Source organism: Sulfitobacter sp. GN1-4 (assembly GCF_055693825.1).
Genome location: NZ_JBVFUQ010000003.1, coordinates 3,974,345 through 3,996,067, shown reverse-complemented (window position 1 = coordinate 3,996,067; position 21,723 = coordinate 3,974,345). Strand labels below are relative to the sequence as shown.

12 protein-coding genes and 4 pseudogenes are annotated in these 21,723 nt (G+C 60.4%); all 16 read left to right on the top strand.

Annotation, left to right across the window (positions count from 1 at the left end; genetic code table 11):
- Positions 1-90: 90 nt before the first annotated feature.
- The 16 genes and pseudogenes from ACZ1HM_RS20475 (at position 91) to ACZ1HM_RS20400 (ending at position 21,685) form a co-directional block, all read left to right on the top strand.
- On the top strand, positions 91-1,602 hold the full coding sequence (locus ACZ1HM_RS20475; RefSeq protein ID WP_472744425.1) for a tripartite tricarboxylate transporter permease: 1,512 nt from the start codon (positions 91-93) through the stop codon (positions 1,600-1,602).
- Complete coding sequence (locus ACZ1HM_RS20470) at positions 1,599-2,069, top strand: tripartite tricarboxylate transporter TctB family protein (RefSeq protein WP_472744424.1); 471 nt, start codon at positions 1,599-1,601, stop codon at positions 2,067-2,069. The genes ACZ1HM_RS20475 and ACZ1HM_RS20470 overlap by 4 nt, the downstream gene beginning before the upstream one ends.
- Before the next feature lie 44 nt (positions 2,070-2,113).
- Positions 2,114-3,081, top strand: a pseudogene (locus tag ACZ1HM_RS20465) (tripartite tricarboxylate transporter substrate binding protein).
- A 65-nt stretch (positions 3,082-3,146) separates the two neighbouring features.
- Positions 3,147-4,561, top strand: a pseudogene (gene sauS / locus ACZ1HM_RS20460) (acylating sulfoacetaldehyde dehydrogenase).
- Positions 4,558-6,045, top strand: a pseudogene (locus ACZ1HM_RS20455) (AMP-binding protein). Before sauS ends, ACZ1HM_RS20455 begins: the two co-directional pseudogenes overlap by 4 nt.
- A gap of 221 nt (positions 6,046-6,266) precedes the next feature.
- Positions 6,267-6,851, top strand: a complete 585-nt coding sequence (locus tag ACZ1HM_RS20450) for an ANTAR domain-containing response regulator (RefSeq protein WP_472744423.1) — start codon at positions 6,267-6,269, stop codon at positions 6,849-6,851.
- On the top strand, positions 6,848-7,930 hold the full coding sequence (locus tag ACZ1HM_RS20445; protein ID WP_472744422.1) for a CmpA/NrtA family ABC transporter substrate-binding protein: 1,083 nt from the start codon (positions 6,848-6,850) through the stop codon (positions 7,928-7,930). Before ACZ1HM_RS20450 ends, ACZ1HM_RS20445 begins: the two co-directional genes overlap by 4 nt.
- A gap of 317 nt (positions 7,931-8,247) precedes the next feature.
- On the top strand, positions 8,248-9,618 hold the full coding sequence (locus ACZ1HM_RS20440; protein WP_472744421.1) for a CmpA/NrtA family ABC transporter substrate-binding protein: 1,371 nt from the start codon (positions 8,248-8,250) through the stop codon (positions 9,616-9,618).
- 183 nt (positions 9,619-9,801) lie between these two features.
- On the top strand, positions 9,802-10,875 hold the full coding sequence (locus ACZ1HM_RS20435) for an ABC transporter permease (protein ID WP_472744420.1): 1,074 nt from the start codon (positions 9,802-9,804) through the stop codon (positions 10,873-10,875).
- 5 nt (positions 10,876-10,880) lie between these two features.
- Complete coding sequence (locus ACZ1HM_RS20430) at positions 10,881-12,566, top strand: ABC transporter ATP-binding protein (protein ID WP_472744419.1); 1,686 nt, start codon at positions 10,881-10,883, stop codon at positions 12,564-12,566.
- A 127-nt stretch (positions 12,567-12,693) separates the two neighbouring features.
- Positions 12,694-15,131, top strand: a pseudogene (gene nirB / locus ACZ1HM_RS20425) (nitrite reductase large subunit NirB).
- Complete coding sequence (gene nirD, locus ACZ1HM_RS20420; RefSeq protein ID WP_472744418.1) at positions 15,128-15,463, top strand: nitrite reductase small subunit NirD; 336 nt, start codon at positions 15,128-15,130, stop codon at positions 15,461-15,463. Before nirB ends, nirD begins: the two are co-directional and overlap by 4 nt.
- Positions 15,460-18,036: a molybdopterin-dependent oxidoreductase gene (locus tag ACZ1HM_RS20415; protein ID WP_472744417.1), complete on the top strand. Its 2,577-nt coding sequence runs from the start codon at positions 15,460-15,462 to the stop codon at positions 18,034-18,036. The genes nirD and ACZ1HM_RS20415 overlap by 4 nt, the downstream gene beginning before the upstream one ends.
- Positions 18,033-18,968, top strand: a complete 936-nt coding sequence (locus tag ACZ1HM_RS20410) for a glycosyl transferase family 3 (protein WP_472744416.1) — start codon at positions 18,033-18,035, stop codon at positions 18,966-18,968. Before ACZ1HM_RS20415 ends, ACZ1HM_RS20410 begins: the two co-directional genes overlap by 4 nt.
- Positions 18,965-20,359: a siroheme synthase CysG gene (gene cysG / locus ACZ1HM_RS20405; protein WP_472744415.1), complete on the top strand. Its 1,395-nt coding sequence runs from the start codon at positions 18,965-18,967 to the stop codon at positions 20,357-20,359. The genes ACZ1HM_RS20410 and cysG overlap by 4 nt, the downstream gene beginning before the upstream one ends.
- Positions 20,360-20,740: 381 nt before the next feature.
- Positions 20,741-21,685: a GlxA family transcriptional regulator gene (locus ACZ1HM_RS20400; RefSeq protein WP_472744414.1), complete on the top strand. Its 945-nt coding sequence runs from the start codon at positions 20,741-20,743 to the stop codon at positions 21,683-21,685.
- Positions 21,686-21,723: the final 38 nt, after the last annotated feature.

The following is a 21,723-nucleotide window of genomic DNA, read 5'->3' as shown; positions in this document are numbered from 1 at the left end:
CTAATTTATGAAAACATTTGCAAAACTATTTTCATCGCGTAGCGTTACCAGTCAAGCCCGGATCACCGGCCACGATGTTGGGAGGCATTGATGGAATTTCTGCTCTACATGGGCGATGTGTTCACGCCGATTAATTTCGGTTTGCTGCTGATTGGCACAATCGGTGGCCTGATCCTGGGGGCGACGCCGGGGCTTTCTCCGACGATGGCCGTGGCACTGTTGATCCCCTTCACGTTTCAACTGGAGGCAGCGCAGGGGCTGATCCTGCTTGGGGCGGCCTATACCTCCACGGTTGCGGGCGGCGCTGTGTCGGCCATCTTGCTCAAGATCCCCGGCGCGCCCGCCAATATCGCCACAACGCTTGACGGCCATACCATGGCGCAAAAGGGCGAGGGCGCGAAGGCGCTCCAGATCAGCTTTCTGGCCTCTGCCGTGGGCGGTGTCTTTGGGGTGCTGCTGCTGATTTTCCTGACACCCGTTTTGGCGCAATGGGCATTGGCGTTCGGGCCATCGCACCTCTTTTGGCTGGCGATCCTTGGGGTAACTGTCATTGGCTCGCTCGACAGCAAGTCGGTGGTGAAAGGGCTCTTGTCTGGCTGCATCGGGTTGTGGCTGGCGACCATCGGCTTTGACGACATCATGGGCGCACAGCGGTTTATCTTCCATCCCAGCTTGGGCGGCGGCATCAACATCATCGCAGCTCTTATCGGCCTGTTCGCGATCCCGCAGGTGATCACCATGTTCGCCAAGGGCCGTAAGGGCGACGGCGCTGAGGTGATCGCGGTACAAAAACACCCCATCGGCGGTGCCATCAAAGAGTTGTTGCGCAACAAGCGGGCCATTGGCATCGGCACGGCGTCAGGCTCCATCATTGGTCTGATCCCCGGCGTAGGCGGGCAGATTGCCGGGCTTGTCGCCTATGACCAATCCAAGAAATTCAGCGCAGAGCGTGAGAAATTCGGCACCGGTCACCCCGAAGGTGTGATCGCCGCTGAAAGTGCGAATAACGCGATGGTCGGCCCGTCCCTGGTGCCGCTTCTGACGTTGTCGATCCCTGGCTCACCCACGGCGGCGGTGCTGTTGGGGGGGCTGCTGATCCACGGGATTTTCCCCGGCACAGACCTTTTTGACAACCACCCCGATGTCGCCTGGACCTTCATCAACTCCATGCTGATCGGGCAGGTTCTGATGTGTCTCTTTGGGCTTTACGTGGCGGGGCTGGCCGCGCGCGTGGCCCAGGTGCCGCAAAGCGTGATGGCGGCGGTGGTGCTGGGCCTTGCGGTCTTTGGCAGCTATTCGGTGCAATCGTCCATGGGCGACGTCTATGTCATGGCGAGCCTTGGGGTGATGATGTATTTCCTGGAACGCTTTGGCTTTTCTGCCGCCCCTCTGGTGCTGGGCCTGATCCTTGGCCCCATCGCTGAGGCGAACTTTATCCAAGGCAGCATGATCGCGAATGCGACAGATGGCGTAGGCCCCTACTTCTTTGGCGGTGGGCTGAACATCTTCCTGATTGCGGTGGTGATCGCCTCAATCATCTACTCCGCCTACATGGAACTGCGCACGCGCCGCTACACCTCAAAAGAGGAGATCCTGGCATGAACACACCCTCACTCCCCCGTCTTCAGCATATTATCGGGTCGGGTATTGTGGCCGCTGTTGGCGTCTGGGTCACCTACATCAGCTATACCCAGCAACCGTCTGAAGCGTTCTTGTTCCCTCGGCTGATTTCCACCGTTTTCGTGGTGCTTGCCTTGTGGACCTTTGTCAAAGCTTGCCTGGGCTGGACCAAAGTGGGCAACGGCATTTCCGTACAGCAGTTCACCAATTTGCTGCCCGGTCTTGTTGTGGCGCTGGTCTATATCTTTTGGGCGGCCAAGGGTCTGGGGTTCTACACCGCCACATCCGTCACCTTTTTCATTCTCTTGAGCCTTTATGACCCGGCCCCGCATGGGCAGCTAAAGTCCTGGCTCAAGCGCATCGCCATCACGGCGGTCTTCATGATCGTCATGTACGGCCTCTTCGCAAAACTTCTGACAGTGTACACACCGCGAGAGGTCTTGTTCTGAACCGCAGCAGCGGCGGAACGTCTTATCCTAGGGAGGAAACTACCATGAAGAAACTACTTGCAGGAGCGGCCATCGCCTTGGCCTCTATGACAGGGATTGCTGCCGCGGATGGTCATGCAAACTACCCTGAACGCCCCGTCATGATGATGGTCAGCTATGGCGCTGGTGGTGCGACTGATTTCCAGGCGCGCATTGTGACCATGACCGCTGGCAACGAAGATGCCCTTGGCATGCCGATTGCGATCATCAACAAGCCGGGCGCCGGTGGGCGCGTGGGCTGGAACTGGTTTGCCACGCAGGCCGAAGCGGACGGGTACACGCTGGGGGCCTACAACATCCCGCATTTCATCGCGCAGTCCATCAAGGGCGGCGTGGAATATTCCCGCGACAGCTTTGAGCCGATTGCGAACTGGGGGCTGACCCTGCGGTATTCGTGGTCGCCGCTGACAGCGAAATGAACTCCATGGAAGACGTCGTGAACTTTGCCAAGGACAATCCAGGCAAGCTGACGTTCTCTGGCGCGGGTCTTTTTGTGGGCCACCACATTGCAGCGCTGCAGCTTGAAAAAGCCGCAGGCGTGAAGATGGCTTACATCCCCACCAAAGGTGGCGGTGCTGCTGCGATGAAGGCCGTGATTGCGGGTGAAGTCATGGGCGGTGTGAACAACCTCTCTGACGCGTTCCGCGCGCGTGAGGCAGGCAACGTCAAAATCCTCGGCGTGTTCGATCTGGAGCGGAATGACTTTATGCCAGACGTGCCCACGCTGATGGAGCAAGGCTATGAGGTTGATAATTCATCCGTGAACTTCCGCGGTGTGATGGTGCCCAAAGGCACGCCGCAGGCCATCATCGATAAGCTGGCCGCAACCGTGCCAGCGATGTTCGAAAACAAGCGCGTTGCCGGCAAGATGAAAGCAGGCGGTTCGCCCATGCACATCATGACCCGTGATGAGGTCCTTGAAATGTGGGCCGCGCGTGAAGAAACACTCAAAGAGCTGCTCGCCGGGCTTTGATACACCAACGCGGGGCGCTGTCAGGCGCCCTGCCACCCCTATGATTTTGTGACAGGACACTTCCCATGAACGCTTCTGCTTCCATCACTGACGACATCGCCGAGGTGGATGCCATTGTGGCGCGCGCGCGCCAGGCGCAGGCGCGGTTCGAAGCCAGTGGCAGTCAGGCGCTTTATGATCGCGCCGCATTGGCCGCTGGTTGGGCCATCATGGAACCTGACCGCAACCGCCATCTGGCCGAGCTGGCCGTGCAAACCACGGGCCTTGGCAACGTGCCCGACAAGATAACCAAGAACCATCGCAAAACCTTGGGCCTGTTGCGCGACATTGCAGAGGCTAAAACCTTTGGCGTCATCTCGGATGATGCGGCCACCGGGATCACCGAAGTGGCCCGGCCCATTGGTGTTATCGGCGCAGTTGTGCCCTCGACCAATCCGGGTGCGACACCGGCCAACAACATCATCAACGCGCTGAAATGCGGCAATGCCATCGTGGTGTCTCCGTCGCCCAAAGGCGTGCCCACCTGCGAAGCGCTGTTGGGCTATATTCACGCAGAATTCGATAAGCTGGGGATCGACAAAGATCTGGTGCAGATGATCCCCGGACGCGGCGCCAAAGAGAAAACGCAGCGGCTGCTTGAGATCTCTGATTTGATCGTTGTTACTGGCAGCCAAAACAACGTCAAACGGGCCTATACATCGGGCACCCCGGCTTTGGCTGTGGGGGCGGGCAATGTGGCGGTCATTGTTGACGAAACGGCTGATCTGGCCGCGGCTGCGGAAAAGATCAAAGCCTCCAAAACATTTGATAACGCCACCTCCTGTTCTTCTGAAAACGCGGTGGTTGTGGTCAACAGCATCTATGACGCCTTTGCCGCTGAAATGGCGCGCACAGGCGGGGCGCTGATCACCGATGAAACCAAAGTCACCGCCAAGCTTTGGGTCAAAGGGCATCTGAACCCGCAAGCCATTGCGCAGGACGCCGATAAGATGATTGCGGCGCTGGGGCTGGAGGGTGAGGTGCCCGCAGACACGTCCTATCTTGCTGTTGAAACCACAGGGATCGGGCCAGAGCATCCATTGTCCGGCGAAAAGCTGAGCCGCGTTTTGACGGTCTACCGCGCGCAGGATTTTGACGATGCCGTGCGCATCACGCGCGAGATTGAGATCTATCAGGGCGCAGGCCATTCTGTGGGCATTCACACCACAACAGATGACCGGCCGCTGATCTTGGCGCAGGCCATTCCCACCAGCCGGGTGATCGTCAATCAGGCGCATACCTTTGCGACGGGCGGGTCTTTCACCAACGGGATGCCGTTTTCATTGTCGATGGGCTGTGGCTCTTGGGGGGCAACTCCATCGATACCAACGTCCATTGGCGCCACTTCATGCAAACCACCAAGATCGTTCGCGAAATTGCGGAAAATGAACCGTCTTTGGATGAGATATTTGGCACCTATTGGGGTGAGGCTGGACGATGATCCTGAACCCCGCTCGCCCCCCTGAAGGGACCGTAAGGGACTGGCTTGATGCCCGCGCCGATGCAGGCGGTGTGGCGATCGTTTTTCCCGAAACCGATGAAGTTCTGACCTGGCAAGACCTGCGGTCTGAGGCCCGCGCCGCAGCCCAAGGGCTGGCAGGGGCTTGGCCTGACCTCAGGCGAAAGCGTGGCCATCGTTCACCCCAATGGCCGCACTGGTGTTGTGGCGCTTTATGCCGCGCTTTATGGCGGGTTCCGCGCCACCATGATCAACCTGGCCGCCGGGCCAGACGCCATCGCCTATGCGCTGGATCACAGCGGTGCGCGGTTTGCCTTTGTCCATGACAGCCAGCATGAGCTGATCACCAGTATCGCGCCTGAACGCCTGCGCATTTTGTCGCCTCAGATGTTGGAAAACCGCCAGCAACCCCCCGCCTTTGATCCGCTCCAGCATGCGCTTTTGATGTATACCTCTGGCACGACAGGGCGGCCCAAAGGGGTGGTGCACACCCATGCCAGCCTGCTGGCAGGCGGTTGGACGACCGCCATCGCCCATGATCTGCACCCCGGTGATCGTGGGTTCTGTGTCTTGCCGATTTATCATATCAACGGGCTCTGCGTGACCTTGATGGGGTCGCTGGTATCGGGTGGCTCGCTTGCGATGACGGCCAAGTTCTCGGCAAGCCAGTTCTGGGATCAGGCCGACCGTGCAGAGGTGACGTGGTTCTCCGTTGTGCCCACGATCATCAGCCATTTGCTGCACAGCGCCAAAAACCCCAGCGCCGCCACCATCGCCCGCCTCCGCTTTGGCCGCTCCGCGTCCTCGGCACTGGCCGTTGAAACGCAATCCGCCTTCGAAGACCGCTTTCATGTTCCCATTGTTGAAACCATGGGGCTGACGGAAACCGCGGCGCAAATCCTGTCAAACCCGCTGCCGCCCGGCGTGCGTAAAATAGGCTCGCCCGGTGTGGCATACGGCAATGACGTGCGCATCCTGACGTCCGAAATGCAGGATGCAGCCCCCTTGCAAGAAGGTGAGATCGCCGTGCGGGGGCCCAATGTCATGGTCGAATACCTCAATAATCCTGAGGCCACGGCAAAGACATTTGCAGGCGATTGGCTGCGCACGGGGGATTTGGGGCATCTGGATGAAGACGGCTATGTATTTGTCACAGGACGCCTGAAAGAGCTGATCATAAAGGGGGTGAAAACATCGCCCCGCGTGAGATTGACGAGGTGCTCTATTCTGAGCCGGACATCATCGAAGCAGCAGCCTTTGCGCGCCCCTGCAAAAGCTATGGTGAAACGGTTGAAGCGGCGGTCAGCGTCAAACCCGGCTCATCTCTGTCTGAGGCTGAGCTGATCACGCTATGTCGTGAACGCCTGGGTGCATTCAAATCCCCAGACAGCATTCATTTCCTTGATGAGCTGCCAAAAGGGCCATCCGGCAAAATCCAGCGTCTCAAACTCGCCGCTTTGGTCTAGATCACAAGGCGGGCGTCGGGCACGCGTCAAAAAACGCTCTCATCTCGCTGTGATGTTCAGCGTCTTGCACTGCCAGCCCGCAAACTCCGGTTCTAAGCCTGCCCTCAAAACAGGCTGGGCCGGGCAAGTTCCGCCTATTTTCTAAGCGAACCCCGCGACATGTCCCCGCCAAAGGGGCATGCCCCATACACATCCAGCCTCGTGCTGACTACCGAACTGGGATGGAAAAAAGTCAGCGCATCCTTGTGGTTGAGCCTGAGCAGGAAAAGGCTCAGGGCATCATTGAGGCGTTGATGGATGCCGGCTGGGACAACGTCCGCGCCTCTTCCACCGTGTCTGCCATCCGCCGCATGATTGATGAGTTTGATCCAGACATCGTGCTGGTGGATGTCGCCAACCCTGACCGCGACATGCTTGAGCATATCATTACCGTGTCAGACACCCAGTCGCGGACCGTCGCGCTGTTTGTGGACCGCACAGATGAAGAACTGACCCAGGCGGCCCTTTCTGCCGGTGTCAGCGCCTATGTGGTCGACGGCTTGCAGATGAACCGCATCAAACCCGTGCTTGATACCGCCATCGCGCGGTTTCAGGTCATGCGTCAGATGCGCTCAGAACTGGATGCGGCCAAGCAGGCGCTGGAGGATCGCAAAACGCTGGACCGGGCCAAGGGCATCCTGATGCGCCAGCGCGGCCTGTCTGAGGATGCGGCCTATAAACTCCTGCGGCAAACCGCGATGACCCAAAACCGCAAGATCATTGATGTGGCCCAGGCGCTGGTGACCGCAGCGGAGTTGCTGTCATGAGCAAGACCATTCTCAATTGCGGCTACGTGCCTTTGGTGGATTGCGCGCCGCTGATCATCGCAGATGAGCTGGGCTTTGCTGCCGAAGAGGATCTGGAACTGAACCTGATCCGCCAGCCCTCTTGGTCGGCCCTGCGCGATATGTTGGCGCTGGGGCATCTGGATGTGGCGCAGATGCTGTCGCCCCTGCCGATTGGCATGACCTTGGGGTTGGGCGGGCTTGAGGCGCAGATTGACTGTCTGATGGTTTTGTCCGTCAACGGCACTGTCTTTGGCGCGTCAAATGCGCTTGCCGATGATATCGGAGAGGTTGCCTTTGGCGATGCCAAAGAGCTGCTCCAGGCCTTTGCCACATGCGGGCGGGGGACCATCAAGGTTGGCGTGCCCTTTGGTCTGTCCATGCACCGGCTGCTGTTGGACTATTGGGCAAAAAGCAGCCCCGGCTTGCAGATTGAGGCCATCACCGTTCCGCCGCCCCGGATGGCAGATGCGGTGGCCGATGGTCTGGTGGACGCGTTCTGGGTGGGTGAGCCATGGGGCAGCGCCATTGTTCAACGCGGGGTCGGGCGCATTTTAATGACGGCGCAGGATGTCTGGGCCTTTGCGCCGGAAAAGGTTCTGGCCGCGCGCCACGACTGGGTTGAGGCGCAGCCCGATCTTGTGCGCCGCGTGATGCGGGCGGTCTATCAGGCCGCGCGCTGGCTTGATGTGGAAAAGAACAAACCGCTGGCCATCGAAATCCTCAGCCGAAGTGAGCATCTGAACCTCACCGCAGACATCATTGACCCGGCGATCACCGGCCTGTTGATCCCCGGTGCCGGGCAGCCGCCACAGTCTATTGAGCATTTCTTAGTATTTCATGCCCATGCTGCAACATTCCCTTGGCGCAGTCAGGCCGCTGTCATCGCCGCGCAGCTTGGGCTGAACGCTGATCAGGTGGCCCGTGCCAAGGCGTGTTTCCGCGCGGATATCTACCGCAAGACCCTTGGCCCCATCGGCGCAGATTTGCCCGGCGCGTCCGAAAAAGTCGAAGGCGCGCTGCACCAAGAAACGCCAGTGGCGTCGGTGCGGGGGAGTTGATTCTTGCGCGGGATGCGTTTTTTGACGGCAAGTCCTATGATTTCGCCGAAATTTCTGCCTAATTTTTTCGCAGATGTTGCGCCGCCCCTTAAACGCGATGCGGCAGTGCAGAAAAAACTTGAGATCACCCCGCACTGCGCCAATTCTCATCCCAAGACATGAGGGCAACGACGCCCACACAGATGGAGGCCGCTGCTGGCTCTCCACCTTTCAAGAGCAAAGCCGCTCGCACTGATCACGGATCCTCCTCCCCCGTGTGATTTGCGTGCGGCTTTTTTTATTTGTCGGTTCCGCCGGCACAATCAAAGGACGGTATGATGAAGAAACCTCTCTCTTTAATGCTCGCGGCAAGCACCTTTCTGGCCACCGCCGCCTCGGCTGAGCTGTTGGATCTGGAAAAGGACGAACTGACCTTCGGCTTTATCAAGCTGACGGATATGGCCCCACTGGCTGTCGCCTATGAGAACGGCTATTTCGAGGACGAAGGCTTGTTTGTCACCCTTGAGGCACAGGCCAACTGGAAGGTGCTTCTGGACGGTGTGATTGACGGACAGCTCGACGGCGCGCACATGCTGGCCGGTCAGCCCCTGGCCGCGACCATCGGCTACGGCACTGAGGCGCATATCATCACGCCTTTCTCCATGGACCTGAACGGCAACGGCATCACAGTGTCCAATGAGATCTGGGACAAGATGAAGCCAAACGTGCCCAAGATGGACGACGGCCGCCCGCAGCATCCGATCAGCGCCTCTGCGCTGGCCCCGGTGGTTGAGGAGTACAAGGACGAAGGTCTGCCCTTTAACATGGGCATGGTTTTCCCTGTTTCCACGCACAACTACGAAATCCGCTATTGGCTGGCCGCAGGTGGTTTGGAGCCTGGATATTATAGCCCGCAAGACATCTCGGGCCAAATTGGCGCTGATGTTTTGCTGTCCGTAACACCGCCGCCGCAGATGCCAGCGACGATGGAGGCGGGCACCATATACGGCTACGCCGTGGGCGAGCCTTGGAACCAGCAGGCCGTGTTCAAAGGCATCGGCGTGCCGGTGATCACTGATTACGACATGTGGAAGAACAACCCCGAGAAGGTCTTTGGCATCACCAAGGAGTTCGCGGAAGAGAACCCAAACACCACCATCGCTTTGACCAAAGCGTTGATCCGCGCGGCGATCTGGCTGGATGAAAACGACAACGCCAACCGCGAAGAAGCGGTCGAGATCCTGAGCCGCTCTGAGTATGTGGGGGCCGATTATGACGTGATCGCCAACTCCATGACCGGGTTCTTTGAGTTTGAAAAAGGCGACCGCCGCCCGGCCCCGGACTTTAACGTGTTCTTCCGCTACAACGCGACCTACCCGTTCTATTCCGACGCGATCTGGTATCTGACGCAGATGCGCCGCTGGGGTCAGATTGCAGAGACCAAGACAGATGAGTGGTATTTTGAAACCGCGAAATCCGTCTACCGTCCTGACATCTATCTGGATGCGGCACGGATGCTGGTGGACGAAGGCATGGCAAATGAGGCCGACTTTCCCTGGGACAGCGATGGCTTTAAGGCCGCGACGCCTGCCACCGATATCATCGACGGCATCCCCTATGACGGTCGTGCGCCCAACGCCTATATCGACAGCCTGCCGATTGGTCTGAAGACCGGCCAGACCATCGTGGACAGCGAAATCCAAGGCTAGGACGCTGCATCGCAGCATTCTCCGCAGCGCGTTTGCCTAAAAAGAGGGCGCGCTGCGGGGCAGAAATTGCGGCGGTTTTCCAAAGTCACACGTTGTGCACCAGACGTACACCGCCCGTACACCGCCGCGCTGCGGCATCCCAATGCATTCACATCCCCCCACCGCGGCGAGGAGACCCCAGCTATGACCGCCATCGACCCTTCAACCCTATCCGCCGAAGAGCGCCGCGCGCGCCGCTTTACGTTGATCAACAAGGCAGACAATTGGTTCCAGGTTCTGGGGCTGGCCTGGATGACGCCGATCCTAAAGGCCGCCGCCGGGGACAACCCCCGCGCCCAGATGGGCGAGATTTGGCGGCTGTTGGGGGTGCCGGTTCTGGCGATCCTGATCTTCCTGATGGCCTGGGGCACTTTGGCCCCGAAAGTGCAAACCTCGCTTGGGGCGGTGCCTGGCCCCGCGCAGGTCTGGGAGCAGGTGGGCAACCTGCACGCCGATGCGCTGCGCGAGCGTGAAAAAGAGGCCGCCTTTTACGAACGCCAAGATGCGCGGAACGCCAAGCTGATTGAGCAGGGCCGCGAGGACAAGGTCAAACAGCGGACCTACACCGGCAAGCCGACCTATTACCAACAGATTTGGACCTCCATCAAAACGGTGTTCTTCGGCTTTCTGATCGCCTCTGTTGTGGCCATTCCTTTGGGCATCATGGCGGGCCTGTCCAAGACTGCCAATGCGGCGCTGAACCCGCTTATTCAGATTTTCAAACCGGTCTCACCGCTCGCTTGGTTGCCCATCGTGACCATGATCGTCTCTGCCGTCTATGTGACCAACGATGGCTGGTTTTCCAAATCCTTCCTGATCTCGGCCATCACGGTGACGCTGTGTTCGCTGTGGCCCACGTTGATCAACACGGCACTGGGTGTCAGCAGCATCGACAAGGATCTGGTCAGCGTGTCCCGCGTGCTGAAGATGAACACCTGGACCAAGATCACCAAGCTGGTGCTGCCCTCAGCGCTGCCGCTGATCTTTACCGGGCTGCGTCTGTCATTGGGTGTCGGCTGGATGGTTCTGATCGCGGCAGAGATGCTGGCGCAGAACCCCGGTTTGGGCAAATTCGTCTGGGATGAATTCCAAAACGGCTCTTCGCAATCGCTGGCCAAGATCATGGTGGCTGTCTTCACCATCGGCATCATCGGCTTTCTGTTGGACCGCGTGATGTATGCGCTGCAGTCCATGTTCACCTTCTCAGCCAACCGGTGATCCTTATGAGCATTCTGAGCTTTAAAGACGTCAACAAAGGCTTTGGTGAGGGCACCGCCCGCACCGAGGTTCTTAAGAACATCACCCTTGATGTGGAGGAGGGCGAGTTTCTGGCCATCCTTGGGTTTTCTGGCACGGGGAAATCCACGCTGATGAACCTGGTGGCCGGGTTGGAGATGCCCGACAGCGGCACGCTGACCTACCGCGGCGCGCCCATCACCGAGCCGGGGCCAGAGCGGGGGCTGATTTTTCAAAGCTATTCGTTGATGCCCTGGTTGACCGTGGGTGGCAACGTTGGGCTGGCCGTTGATGCGGTGTTTCCCAAGCTGTCCAAGGCTGAGCGTCAGGCCAAGATCGACCACTACGTTCAGATGGTGGGCCTAAGCCATGCGATCACCCGCCGTCCTGCGGAGCTGTCTGGCGGGATGCGCCAGCGGGTTGCTGTGGCGCGGGCGTTGGCGATGAACCCCGAGATGCTGCTGCTGGATGAGCCGCTGTCGGCGCTGGATGCGCTGACCCGTGCCAATCTGGCCGATGAGATCCTTGAGATTTGGGAGCAGGACAAAAAGACCTGTATTCTGATCACCAATGATGTGGATGAAGCGATTTTGCTGGCCGACCGCATTGTGCCGCTGAACCCTGACGGGACACTGGCGGCACCGGTGAAAGTGGACATCCCGCGCCCCCGCGACCGGATGGCGATGAACAATGACGCCACCTTTAAACAGCTGCGCGCGGATGTGACCAAATACCTGATGGATGTGGGCATTGAGGCCAAGGTTGAAGAGACCAAGGTGTTGCCCTCTGTCACGCCCATTCACGGGGTGCCTACGGCGGTGGCACAGGCGCAGGAAGGGCTGATTGAAAACCGCTTTCTCGATTTTTCGCAGCTGCACAAGGTCTATCCTACACCCAAAGGTCCGCTGACCGTGGTGGAGGATTTCGATCTTAAGATCGACAAGGGGGAGTTTATCTCTCTGATCGGGCATTCGGGCTGTGGCAAATCCACGGTGCTGACCATGACGGCGGGGCTGAATGAGATTTCCAAGGGGGCGATCAAGCTGGATGGTCGCCACGTAGAGGGGGCAGACCCTGAGCGTGCGGTAGTGTTCCAATCGCCCAATTTGTTTCCCTGGCTGACCGCGAAAGAGAACGTGGCGATTGGGGTCGACAAGGTCTATCCCCGCGCCTCTCAGGCGGAGCGTCAGGATGTTGTTGAGTATTATCTGGAACGTGTGGGTCTGGCCGACAGCATGGACAAGGGGGCGGCGTCTCTCTCCAACGGGATGAAGCAACGGGTGGGCATCGCGCGCGCCTTTGCGCTGTCGCCCAAGCTGCTGCTTTTGGATGAACCTTTTGGGATGCTGGACAGTCTGACCCGCTGGGAGCTGCAAGAGGTGCTGATGGAGGTCTGGTCGCGCACCAAGGTGACGGCGATCTGTGTCACTCATGACGTGGATGAGGCGATTTTGCTGGCTGACCGGGTGGTGATGATGACCAACGGGCCGCGCGCGACCATCGGCAAGATCACTGAGGTGGATCTGCCCCGGCCCCGGACGCGCAAGGCGTTGTTGGAGCATCCTGATTATTATGCCTACCGCCAGGAGGTCTTGGATTTCCTGGAGGAATACGAGCACGGCAATGTCTCCAAAAAGGCGGCCGCCGCCCCAAAAGCGATTGCGGCTGAGTGATGACTTGCCCAGCCGCCTTTCCTGTCATGGACGCCTGCTGCGGGCTTGCGCGTGGCGTTCCCCTCACATCCCGGCCCCCGGCGCGTGGCGCACGGCGGGTGGGTAATACGCAAACGGAGGTCAGCGCATGACCCAGAAACTGATCGTGATTGGCGCGGGCATGGCCACGGGCCGGGCGTTGGAACATCTGCTTGAGGCCGATCCAACCGCCTATGACATCACCCTTTTTAACGCAGAGCCACGCGGCAATTATAACCGCATCATGCTGTCGCCCGTGCTGGCCGGTGACAAAACCTATGCCGAGATCGAGACCCATGGCCCGGCGTGGTACGCAGAGCACGGGATCACCTGCCGGTTTGGCGAAAAGGTCGCGCAGATTGACCGGGCGGCCAAGACGGTCACGGCGGAAAACGGCGACGTGCTGGCCTATGACAAGCTGCTGTTTGGCACCGGATCCAACCCTTTCATGATCCCGCTGCCGGGCCATGATCTGGAAGGCGTCATCGCCTACCGCGATCTGGAAGACACCGAGCGGATGATGGCGCTGGGGCAGGGCACCAAATGCGTCGTCATCGGTGGCGGGCTGTTGGGGCTGGAGGCGGCGGCAGGCATGGCTGCGCGCGGTGTCGATGTCACGGTGGTGCACATCATGGGCCACCTGATGGAACGGCAGCTGGATGAGGCGGCGGGCTATCTGCTGCGCAAGGCGTTGGTGGACAAGGGCATCACCATCAAATGCTCAGCCAATTCCAAGGAAATCCTGGGTCAGGACGGCCATGTGCGTGCGCTGCTCCTTGATGACGGGACTGAGCTGCCGTGTGATCTGTTGGTGATGGCCGTGGGCATCCGGCCCAATGTGGCGCTGGCCCAAGCGGCGGGTGTGGCCGTGGGGCGTGGCATTCATGTGGATGACCAGATGCTGACCTCAGATGACAGTATCCTGGCCGTGGGTGAATGTGTGGAACATGACGGTGCGCTCTTTGGTTTGGTGGCCCCGCTTTATGATCAGGCCAAGGTTGTGGCAAAGACGCTGCTGGGCGAAGACGCGGCCTTTGAGCAAAAGGAGCTGTCGACCAAGCTGAAGGTCACGGGCTGTGATCTGTTTAGCGCGGGTGATTTTGCCGATGGAGAGGGGCGCGAAGACATCGTTTTTCGCGACCCGGCGCGTGGTGTTTACCGGCGCTTGGTTATCGAAGAAAACGTGGTCAAAGGCGCTGTGATGTATGGCGATACCGCTGACAGCAATTGGTTCTTTGGCCTGATCAAGGACAAGACCGACATCGCTGAGATGCGCGAGACGCTGATCTTTGGCCCGGCCTATCAGGGGGTGCCCCCTGGACCCGTTGGCAGCCGTTGCAGCCTTACCGCCTGACGCGGAGATCTGTGGCTGTAACGGCATTTGCAAAGGACAGATTGAAGCGGCGATTGCCGCAGGCGCCACGGACCTTGGCGCGATCAAGGCCACCACCAAGGCATCTGCCTCTTGTGGGACATGCACGGGGTTGGTGGAACAGGTGCTGGCCTGCACCCTGGGCGATGATTTCGTGATGCCTGCCGCGGCCTCCATGTGTGGCTGCACGGACATGACGCACGAAGACGTGCGGCGCATGATCAAGTCGCAAAAGCTGACGTCGATGGCTGCGGTCTGGCAGGAGTGCGGGTGGAAGACATCCTGTGGCTGTCACGCCTGCCGCCCGGCGCTGAATTTCTATCTGCTGGCCGATTGGCCGTTGGAATACCAAGACGACCCGCAAAGCCGTTTCATCAACGAACGCAAACACGCCAACATCCAAAAGGATGGCACGTTTTCAGTTGTGCCGCGCATGTGGGGCGGGATCACCACCCCTGATGAGCTGCGCGCGATTGCGGATGCGGCGGACAAATACATGGTGCCCACGGTCAAGGTCACCGGTGGCCAGCGCATCGACCTGCTGGGCGTTAAAGGCGAAGATCTGCCTGCGATTTGGAAAGACCTCAATGACGCGGGCATGGTCTCGGGCTACGCTTATTCCAAGGGGCTGCGCACGGTAAAGACCTGCGTGGGCACGGACCACTGCCGCTTTGGCACGCAGGACAGCACCGGCACTGGGCATCAAGCTGGAAAAGACCCTGCACGGGGCTTGGACGCCGCATAAGCTGAAGCTGGCGGTGTCGGGATGCCCGCGCAACTGCGCGGAGGCGACCTGCAAGGACATCGGGGTGATTTGCGTTGATTCAGGCTTTCAGGTCTCCATCGGGGGGGCCGCTGGCATGGACGTGAAAGAGACCGAATTGCTGGTGCAGGTCCCCACCGAGGAAGAAGCGATCTTGGTGATCAAGGCGATCACGCAGCTGTACCGCGAAAACGCGAAATACCTTGATCGGATTTACAAGTGGCTGGCCAAGGTTGGCATGGAGTGGATCAAGGAACGTGTGGTCGATGATCTGGCCTGTCGCGCCGCCCTGGTGGACCGGTTTGAGCTGAGCCAGAGCATCTATCGCCATGACCCTTGGGCCAAACACGCCAAGGAACAGGCAGAGACCTATCAACCCCTTGCCGATTTCAAACTGGAGGCCGCGGAATGAGCGATTGGATTGATGTGGCCGCCCTAGAGGACGTGCCCCAGCGCGGGGCGCGGATGATCAAGACGCTTGAAGGCTGTGTGGCGGTGTTTCGCACCGGCGATGATGAGGTTTTTGCCCTCGACAATGCCTGCCCGCATAAGGCCGGGCCGTTGGCCGAAGGTATTGTGCATGGCAAATCGGTGACCTGCCCGCTGCACAACTGGGTAATCTCGCTTGAGACGGGCCAGGCGCAGGGCGCGGATGAGGGGCAGGTGGCCACCTATGCGGCGCGTGTTGAAGGGGGCCGGATCCTGTTGGACAGAGCGTTCCTGCGGCAGCGGAAAGCGGCATGAGCCTGACGCGCACAACCTGTCCGTACTGCGGCGTAGGGTGCGGCGTGCTGGCCGGAGCGGATGGCACGATCAAGGGCGATCCTGAGCATCCTGCAAACTTCGGGCGGCTGTGTTCAAAAGGCTCTGCGCTGGGCGAGACGATTGATCTGGAGGGTCGGCTGTTGCATCCGCAGGTGCGCGGGCAGCGGGCCGATTGGGACAGTGCGCTTGATCTGGTGGCGGATCAGTTCAGTCAGGCGGTCCAAGAGCATGGGCCAGACAGCGTGGCCTTCTACGTCTCAGGTCAGTTGCTGACCGAGGATTACTATGTCGCCAACAAGCTGATGAAGGGTTTCATCGGCTCGGCCAACATCGACACCAATTCGCGGCTGTGCATGGCGTCCTCTGTGGCGGGGCACAAGCGGGCCTTTGGCAGCGATACGGTGCCCGGCACCTATGCAGATCTGGAAGAGGCGGATCTGATTGTGCTGGTGGGCTCTAACCTGGCGTGGTGTCATCCGGTGCTGCATCAACGCATCGCGGCGGCCAAGGCGCGCAGGCCGCAGATGCGGGTGGTGAACGTTGATCCGCGCAAGACCGCAACGACAGAGCTGGCGGATGTGCATTTGGCGGTGCGGCCGGACGGGGACGTGGCGCTTTTCAATGGGCTTCTTGCCCATCTTGTCGCGCGGGGGGCGGTTGATGACGCCTATGTCGCGGCGCATGTGAACGGGTTTGAGGCTGCCGTTGCGGCGGCTCAGGCCAGTGATCCGCGCGCCTCGGGGCTAAGCCAGGCTGAGCTTGAGGGGTTCTATGCCCTTTGGGGCGGGACCGAGAAGGTCGTCACCGTTTATTCGCAAGGGGTCAACCAATCGCAGTGCGGCACAGATAAGGTGGGCGCGATCCTGAATTGCCACCTGGCGACCGGCCGGATTGGCAAGCCGGGGTGCGGGCCGTTTTCTGTCACCGGCCAGCCCAACGCCATGGGCGGGCGCGAAGTGGGCGGGCTGGCCAATATGCTGGCTAACCATCTGGACATCGAAAACCCGGCGCATCGCGCCTCTGTCCAGGCGTTCTGGGAAAGCCCGACGATCTGTGCCACCCCGGGCCTGAAGGCTGTGGATCTGTTTGAGGCTTGCGCGCAGGGCAAGATCAAAGCGCTTTGGGTGATGTCGACCAACCCGGCGGTGTCTATGCCGGATGCAGATGGCGTGGCCCAGGCGATTGCGCAGGTGCCCTTTGTGGCCGTTTCAGACATCATGGCGCGGACCGATACGGGCGATTTGGCCGATGTGCTGTTGCCTGCGGCAGGCTGGGGCGAAAAGGACGGCACCGTCACCAACTCAGAGCGGCGCATTTCGCGTCAGCGGTCGTTTTTGCCGGTCCCGGGCGAGGCGCGGGCCGATTGGCGGATCATCTCAGACGTGGCGGCGCGCATGGGGTTTGCCGCGCAGTTCAACTACCATACGCCTGCGGATGTGTTTGCGGAATATATCGCGCTGGACGCCGCAGTGCGTCCGCTTGGGCGGGACCTGGACCTGAGCATTTTTGCCGATGCGGATTATGCCGCGCTGGTGCCAACTCAGTGGCCCCGGGACAATCGCCGGTTCTTTGCGGACGGCCAGTTCTATCATGCGGATGGCAAGGCCAAGATGATGCCCGTTACAGCACCCCAAGTCCGGCGTCCCGCCTTAACGTTGAACACAGGGCGCAACCGCGATCAGTGGCACACGATGACCCGCACAGGAAAAGCCCCGCGTCTGGGCGCGCATCTGGCGGAGCCTTACGTGGAAATTCACCCCAAAGATGCAGCCACGCTGGGGGCGGCACCTGGTGATCTGGTGACGGTGCGGAGCGTCTATGGACGCGCGATCTTGCGCAGCCTGATCACGGAGCGGGTGGCACCAGGGCAGATGTTTGCGCCCATGCATTGGACCCGGCAGACCGCCAAAAGTGGCACCGTCAACAGCATCACCGCGCCTGTAACCGATCCCTATTCTGGGCAACCGGCGCTGAAATCCGCGGCTGTGACAGCGGAGGTCTATGCGGCCAAGTGGTATGGATTTTTGGCGACGGCCAAGAAACCCTCTCTTGGGGCGCCCTATGCCGCCATTGCGCGCACGGCGACGGGGTGGCAGGCGGAAATGGCGGGCAGGATTGTCCAAGAGGATTGGACCCAGACACTGCTTGAGATGACCGGGTTCGACGCGGCGGAGGTGTCTTCGTTGAACGATGACGCATCCGGCTTGACGCGCATTGCGTTGCATCAAGAGGGGCGGTTGCAGGCGCTGTTCTTTGCCGCGCCTACGCCTGTGGTTTTGTCGCGTGCGTTGGCGGTGCAACTGATCGGGACAGAGACTGCGCCGCTGGTGGCCCTTGCAGGCCGCGCCGGGGCAGATCAGCCGGATCCGGGGCCGACGGTTTGCGCGTGCTTTAACGTGGGCCGCAACACGCTGCTGCGGGCGATTGAGGGCGGTGCCGCATCCGTTGATGCGCTGGGGGCGGCGACGTCGGCAGGCACCAACTGTGGCTCTTGCAAACCAGAGCTGGCAGCCTTGATCGCGCCGCTCAAACTGCCGATGGCTGCGGAATGAGCCTGGCCCCTTTTGTCCGCATTGTGGCGCGGGGCCAGGGCCGCGCCCGTCCGCTGACGTTGGACGAAGCCCATGAGGCGATGACGCTGATCTTGCAGGGCAAGGCAGATCCTGAGGCGGTGGGCGCGCTGTTGATGGTGTTGCGGTTGCGCGGCGAAGTCGCCGAAGAGATCGCGGGTTTCACCGCCGCCTTGCAGGACTTTGTGAAAGACAAGCTGCCGCGGGCGGATTTGGATTGGCCCAGCTATGCGGCGGGGCGCAGCCGGGGTGCGCCGCTTTTTCTGCTGTCCGCGCGGTTGGTGGCGCAGGCGGGTTTTACCGTGTCGATGCATGGCTGGAACGCTTATCAATCCCCCGTAGCATCGGTGCGCGATGCGCTTGCGCTTGCCGGGCCACTGGTGCGTTATGACAAGCTGGAAGACCTGTGCCCGCAGGCTTTTGACCTGCTGGCCTTGCGCGACAAACTGGGCCTGCGGTCTTGCTTTAACACGGTGTTGCGGATGTGGAACCCGTCGCGGGCCAAGGCGACAGTGCAGGGCGTGTTTCACCCATCCTACCGCAGTCTGCAGGCCGAGGCCGCAGCGCTGCTGGGGCAGAGGGATCTGAGCATCATCAAAGGTGGCGGTGGCGAATTTGAGCGGCATCCCTCCAAGGCGGTGACGGTCTTTGGCTTGCGCGCGGGCGCACATATCCAAGAGCAGTTTGCGCCGCTGATGCAACAGGCCCGCCGCCTGCATGAGGCTGAGGTGCTGGTGGACCCTGCGGCACTGTGGCGGGGCGATATCAAGGATGAATTTGCCCAAGCCACGGTCCTGGGAACAACGGCTTTGGCGCTTTGGACGCTGACGCCCGGTGCCAGCGCCGATGAGGTTCACCAAAAGGCGCAAACGCTTTGGGCGCGCCGGCATGAAAACGAAAGTATAGCTGCATGAAAACCTTTCCCATGTTCCTGCAAATGGCGGGCCGCCGTGTTGTGATTGCTGGCGGCGGTGAGCAGGCCGCGCAAAAGACCCGGCTGATGCTGAAAACCCAGGCCCAGATCGTGATCCTGGCGGACGCCTTGGAAGACGAGCTTGCCGCTTTGGCCGCTGAGGGACGGGTGCGCCAGCAGAGCGGGGCCATTACGGCGGCGGATTTTGCGGAGACGGCTTTGGTGTTTATCGCCACCGGCTGTCCGGGCGTGGACAGTGCGCTGCATGCGCTGGCCAAAGCGGCGGGGGCTGTGGTGAACGTGGTGGACCGGCCCGATCTTTGCGATGCGATCACGCCGTCGATTGTGGACCGTGATCCGGTTGTTGTTGCCATCGGGACGGAAGGCACAGCGCCGGTTCTGGGCCGCCAGATCAAAACGCAAGTGGAGCAGTTGCTGGAGCCGCGCCTGGGCGACCTTGCCGCCTTGGCCGGGCGTTTGCGAGACAGTGCGGCGGCGCGGCTGGGGCCGCGCAAGCGGCGCGATTTGTGGCGCTGGGTGTTTAACGATCTGCCGCGCCGGATGCATGCGCAAGGCGCGCAGCGCGATACCGCCAAGCTGATCAAGAGCGCTATCCGTACGGGAGAGTTTGGTGCCGAAGCAGGTGGCAGTGTGGCGCTGGTTGGCGCGGGCCCCGGGGCCAAGGATTTGATCACCCTGCGGGGCGTGCAGCGTCTGCAAGAGGCGGATGTTATCTTCTATGACCGTTTGGTTGATCCGGAGATCCTGGAGCTGGCGCGGCGCGATGCAGAGCGGGTGTTTGTTGGCAAAGCGCCCGGCTGTCACAGCTGGCCGCAAGAGCGGATCACGCAGACGGTGGTGAATGCCGCCAAGCGCGGGCAGCGGGTGGTGCGGCTGAAATGTGGGGATCCGGGAATTTTCGCGCGCAGCTGCGAAGAGATTACGGCGCTGCGCGACGGCGACATCCCGTTTGAGGTTGTGCCGGGTGTGACGGCGGCCTGTGGCGCGGCGGCGGCTTTGGCCACACCGCTGACGGAGCGTGCAGAGATCGACACGCTGGTGTTAAGCACCGGTCATCTAACCAGCGGATCGCAGGCGCCTGCCTGTGTCAGATCACTGGTGCCCGGCACAACCGTGACGCTTTATATGTCGGTCAGCACAGCGCCCGCGCTTGCTGCGCATTTTGCGGGGCATCCGGGGGAGGATGAGATTGCGGTTTCTGTGGTCTCCAAGGCGCAGATGCCGGATGAACAGAGCTTTGCGTGCAGCCTGCCTGACCTGCCGCAGGCCCTAGGTGTGCGGGGCATTCAAGATACCGCGATGATCATTTTGAAGTGGCGCAAATCAGCGGCGGCCCTGGCGGCTGAGCCGGTGGGTGCCCGCGTCGCCTGACGGCAGTTTTCTGAGTACCGTGGTGCCGGGGGCCTCTTTGCGAGGCCCCTTTTTTCGTTCGGGTTTTGAGCAAAGGTCCACCGATCAGCAGTGCTCAAGATATTCTGATAGGAAAAATTATTGAACAAGGGTGAATTTGTGTCATTATCAGAGTGACTCGTCAGACAGGGTGGGGGGAAGGGCTGTGATGCAGACTGTGAAGGAAGCGCTGAAAAGACATATCTGGCAGAACTGCCTTACTGTGCAGGGCGGAAGACAGGTCCGGTTCAGCCCATCTGCCTGCCCGAAATGGATGTGATCACATGACCCGTATCGACCCTGATTTCAAAGCTGTCCGGTCCATCAAGCTGCCCAAGGAAAAGCGCACTGGAAGGCGTGCGCGTGGATGTCTTTGTGACGCCCGGCTATTGCGGCTTTGAGGTATCGAGCGTGTTTCACGCGTTGCAGACGGCCAATGACGTTTTGCACGATGATGTGTTTCGCATGCGCTATGTGTCGGACGTGGCGGGGATTGTGGAAGGGCGCGCAGGCCAGATGGTGCGCGCGGTGGCATCCACGGATCAAGACCCGCAGCCCGATATGATGATCATCGTCGGCGGTGACCGTGCGGCCCCCGGTGCCTGGATGCCCCGGTTGCGGCAGATGCAAAGGCAGGCGCGCTGTGTTGTGTTGCTGTCGGATGCGGCCACGGCCTATATCAAGGCAACGCAGTCTGAGGCGGGCCAATTGACGACGCATTGGCGGGATGTCGAAACGCTGCGCGAAACCGGTTATTATCCCACGCTGACCGAACACCTTGCTGAGCAATCAAACGGTGTGGTCACGGCGGCAGGGTCGGGGTGCACAGCGGAGCTGATGATCGGCTTTATCTCACCCTATCTGGAAGACACGCAAATCGCTGAGCTGGGTAATCTGTTGCTGCTGCCGACGATCCGCAAGACGGATGCGGACCAGCCCAAGGATTTGGGCGGCAATGCCATGATGTTTGACCGCCGGGTGACCGAAGTGATCCGCCTGATGGAGGCGCATATCTCAGACCCGTTGGACATCCCCACATTGGCGCAGCGCGTTGGCCTGTCATCGCGCCAGGTGGAGCAGGTGTTCCGCGAGGTTTTTGATTGCTCACCGGGGAAGTTCTACAAACAGTTGCGGACCAAGAAAGCCTGGGCGCTGATCCAGGAGACGCTGTTGCCGCTGGCAGAGATTGCAGTGGCCACTGGTTTCGGGTCTGTTCCGACCCTGACGAAATCTGTGCAGACGTTTTACGGGATCACGCCAGCGCAATCGCGTGCGCGCAAGGCCGTGAATCTGATGCATTTTGCGTGATAGGATCTGATTGTACCCGATGCGCATCCTGGAGAGGA

Bases quoted from the DNA above. Each gene is read 5' to 3' on its own strand.
- ACZ1HM_RS20475 (WP_472744425.1), top strand. From the start codon at position 91: ATGGAATTTCTGCTCTACATGGGCGATGTGTTCACGCCGATTAATTTC.
- ACZ1HM_RS20470 (WP_472744424.1), top strand. From the start codon at position 1,599: ATGAACACACCCTCACTCCCCCGTCTTCAGCATATTATCGGGTCGGGT.
- ACZ1HM_RS20450 (WP_472744423.1), top strand. From the start codon at position 6,267: ATGGAAAAAAGTCAGCGCATCCTTGTGGTTGAGCCTGAGCAGGAAAAG.
- ACZ1HM_RS20445 (WP_472744422.1), top strand. From the start codon at position 6,848: ATGAGCAAGACCATTCTCAATTGCGGCTACGTGCCTTTGGTGGATTGC.
- ACZ1HM_RS20440 (WP_472744421.1), top strand. From the start codon at position 8,248: ATGAAGAAACCTCTCTCTTTAATGCTCGCGGCAAGCACCTTTCTGGCC.
- ACZ1HM_RS20435 (WP_472744420.1), top strand. From the start codon at position 9,802: ATGACCGCCATCGACCCTTCAACCCTATCCGCCGAAGAGCGCCGCGCG.
- ACZ1HM_RS20430 (WP_472744419.1), top strand. From the start codon at position 10,881: ATGAGCATTCTGAGCTTTAAAGACGTCAACAAAGGCTTTGGTGAGGGC.
- nirD (WP_472744418.1), top strand. From the start codon at position 15,128: ATGAGCGATTGGATTGATGTGGCCGCCCTAGAGGACGTGCCCCAGCGC.
- ACZ1HM_RS20415 (WP_472744417.1), top strand. From the start codon at position 15,460: ATGAGCCTGACGCGCACAACCTGTCCGTACTGCGGCGTAGGGTGCGGC.
- ACZ1HM_RS20410 (WP_472744416.1), top strand. From the start codon at position 18,033: ATGAGCCTGGCCCCTTTTGTCCGCATTGTGGCGCGGGGCCAGGGCCGC.
- cysG (WP_472744415.1), top strand. From the start codon at position 18,965: ATGAAAACCTTTCCCATGTTCCTGCAAATGGCGGGCCGCCGTGTTGTG.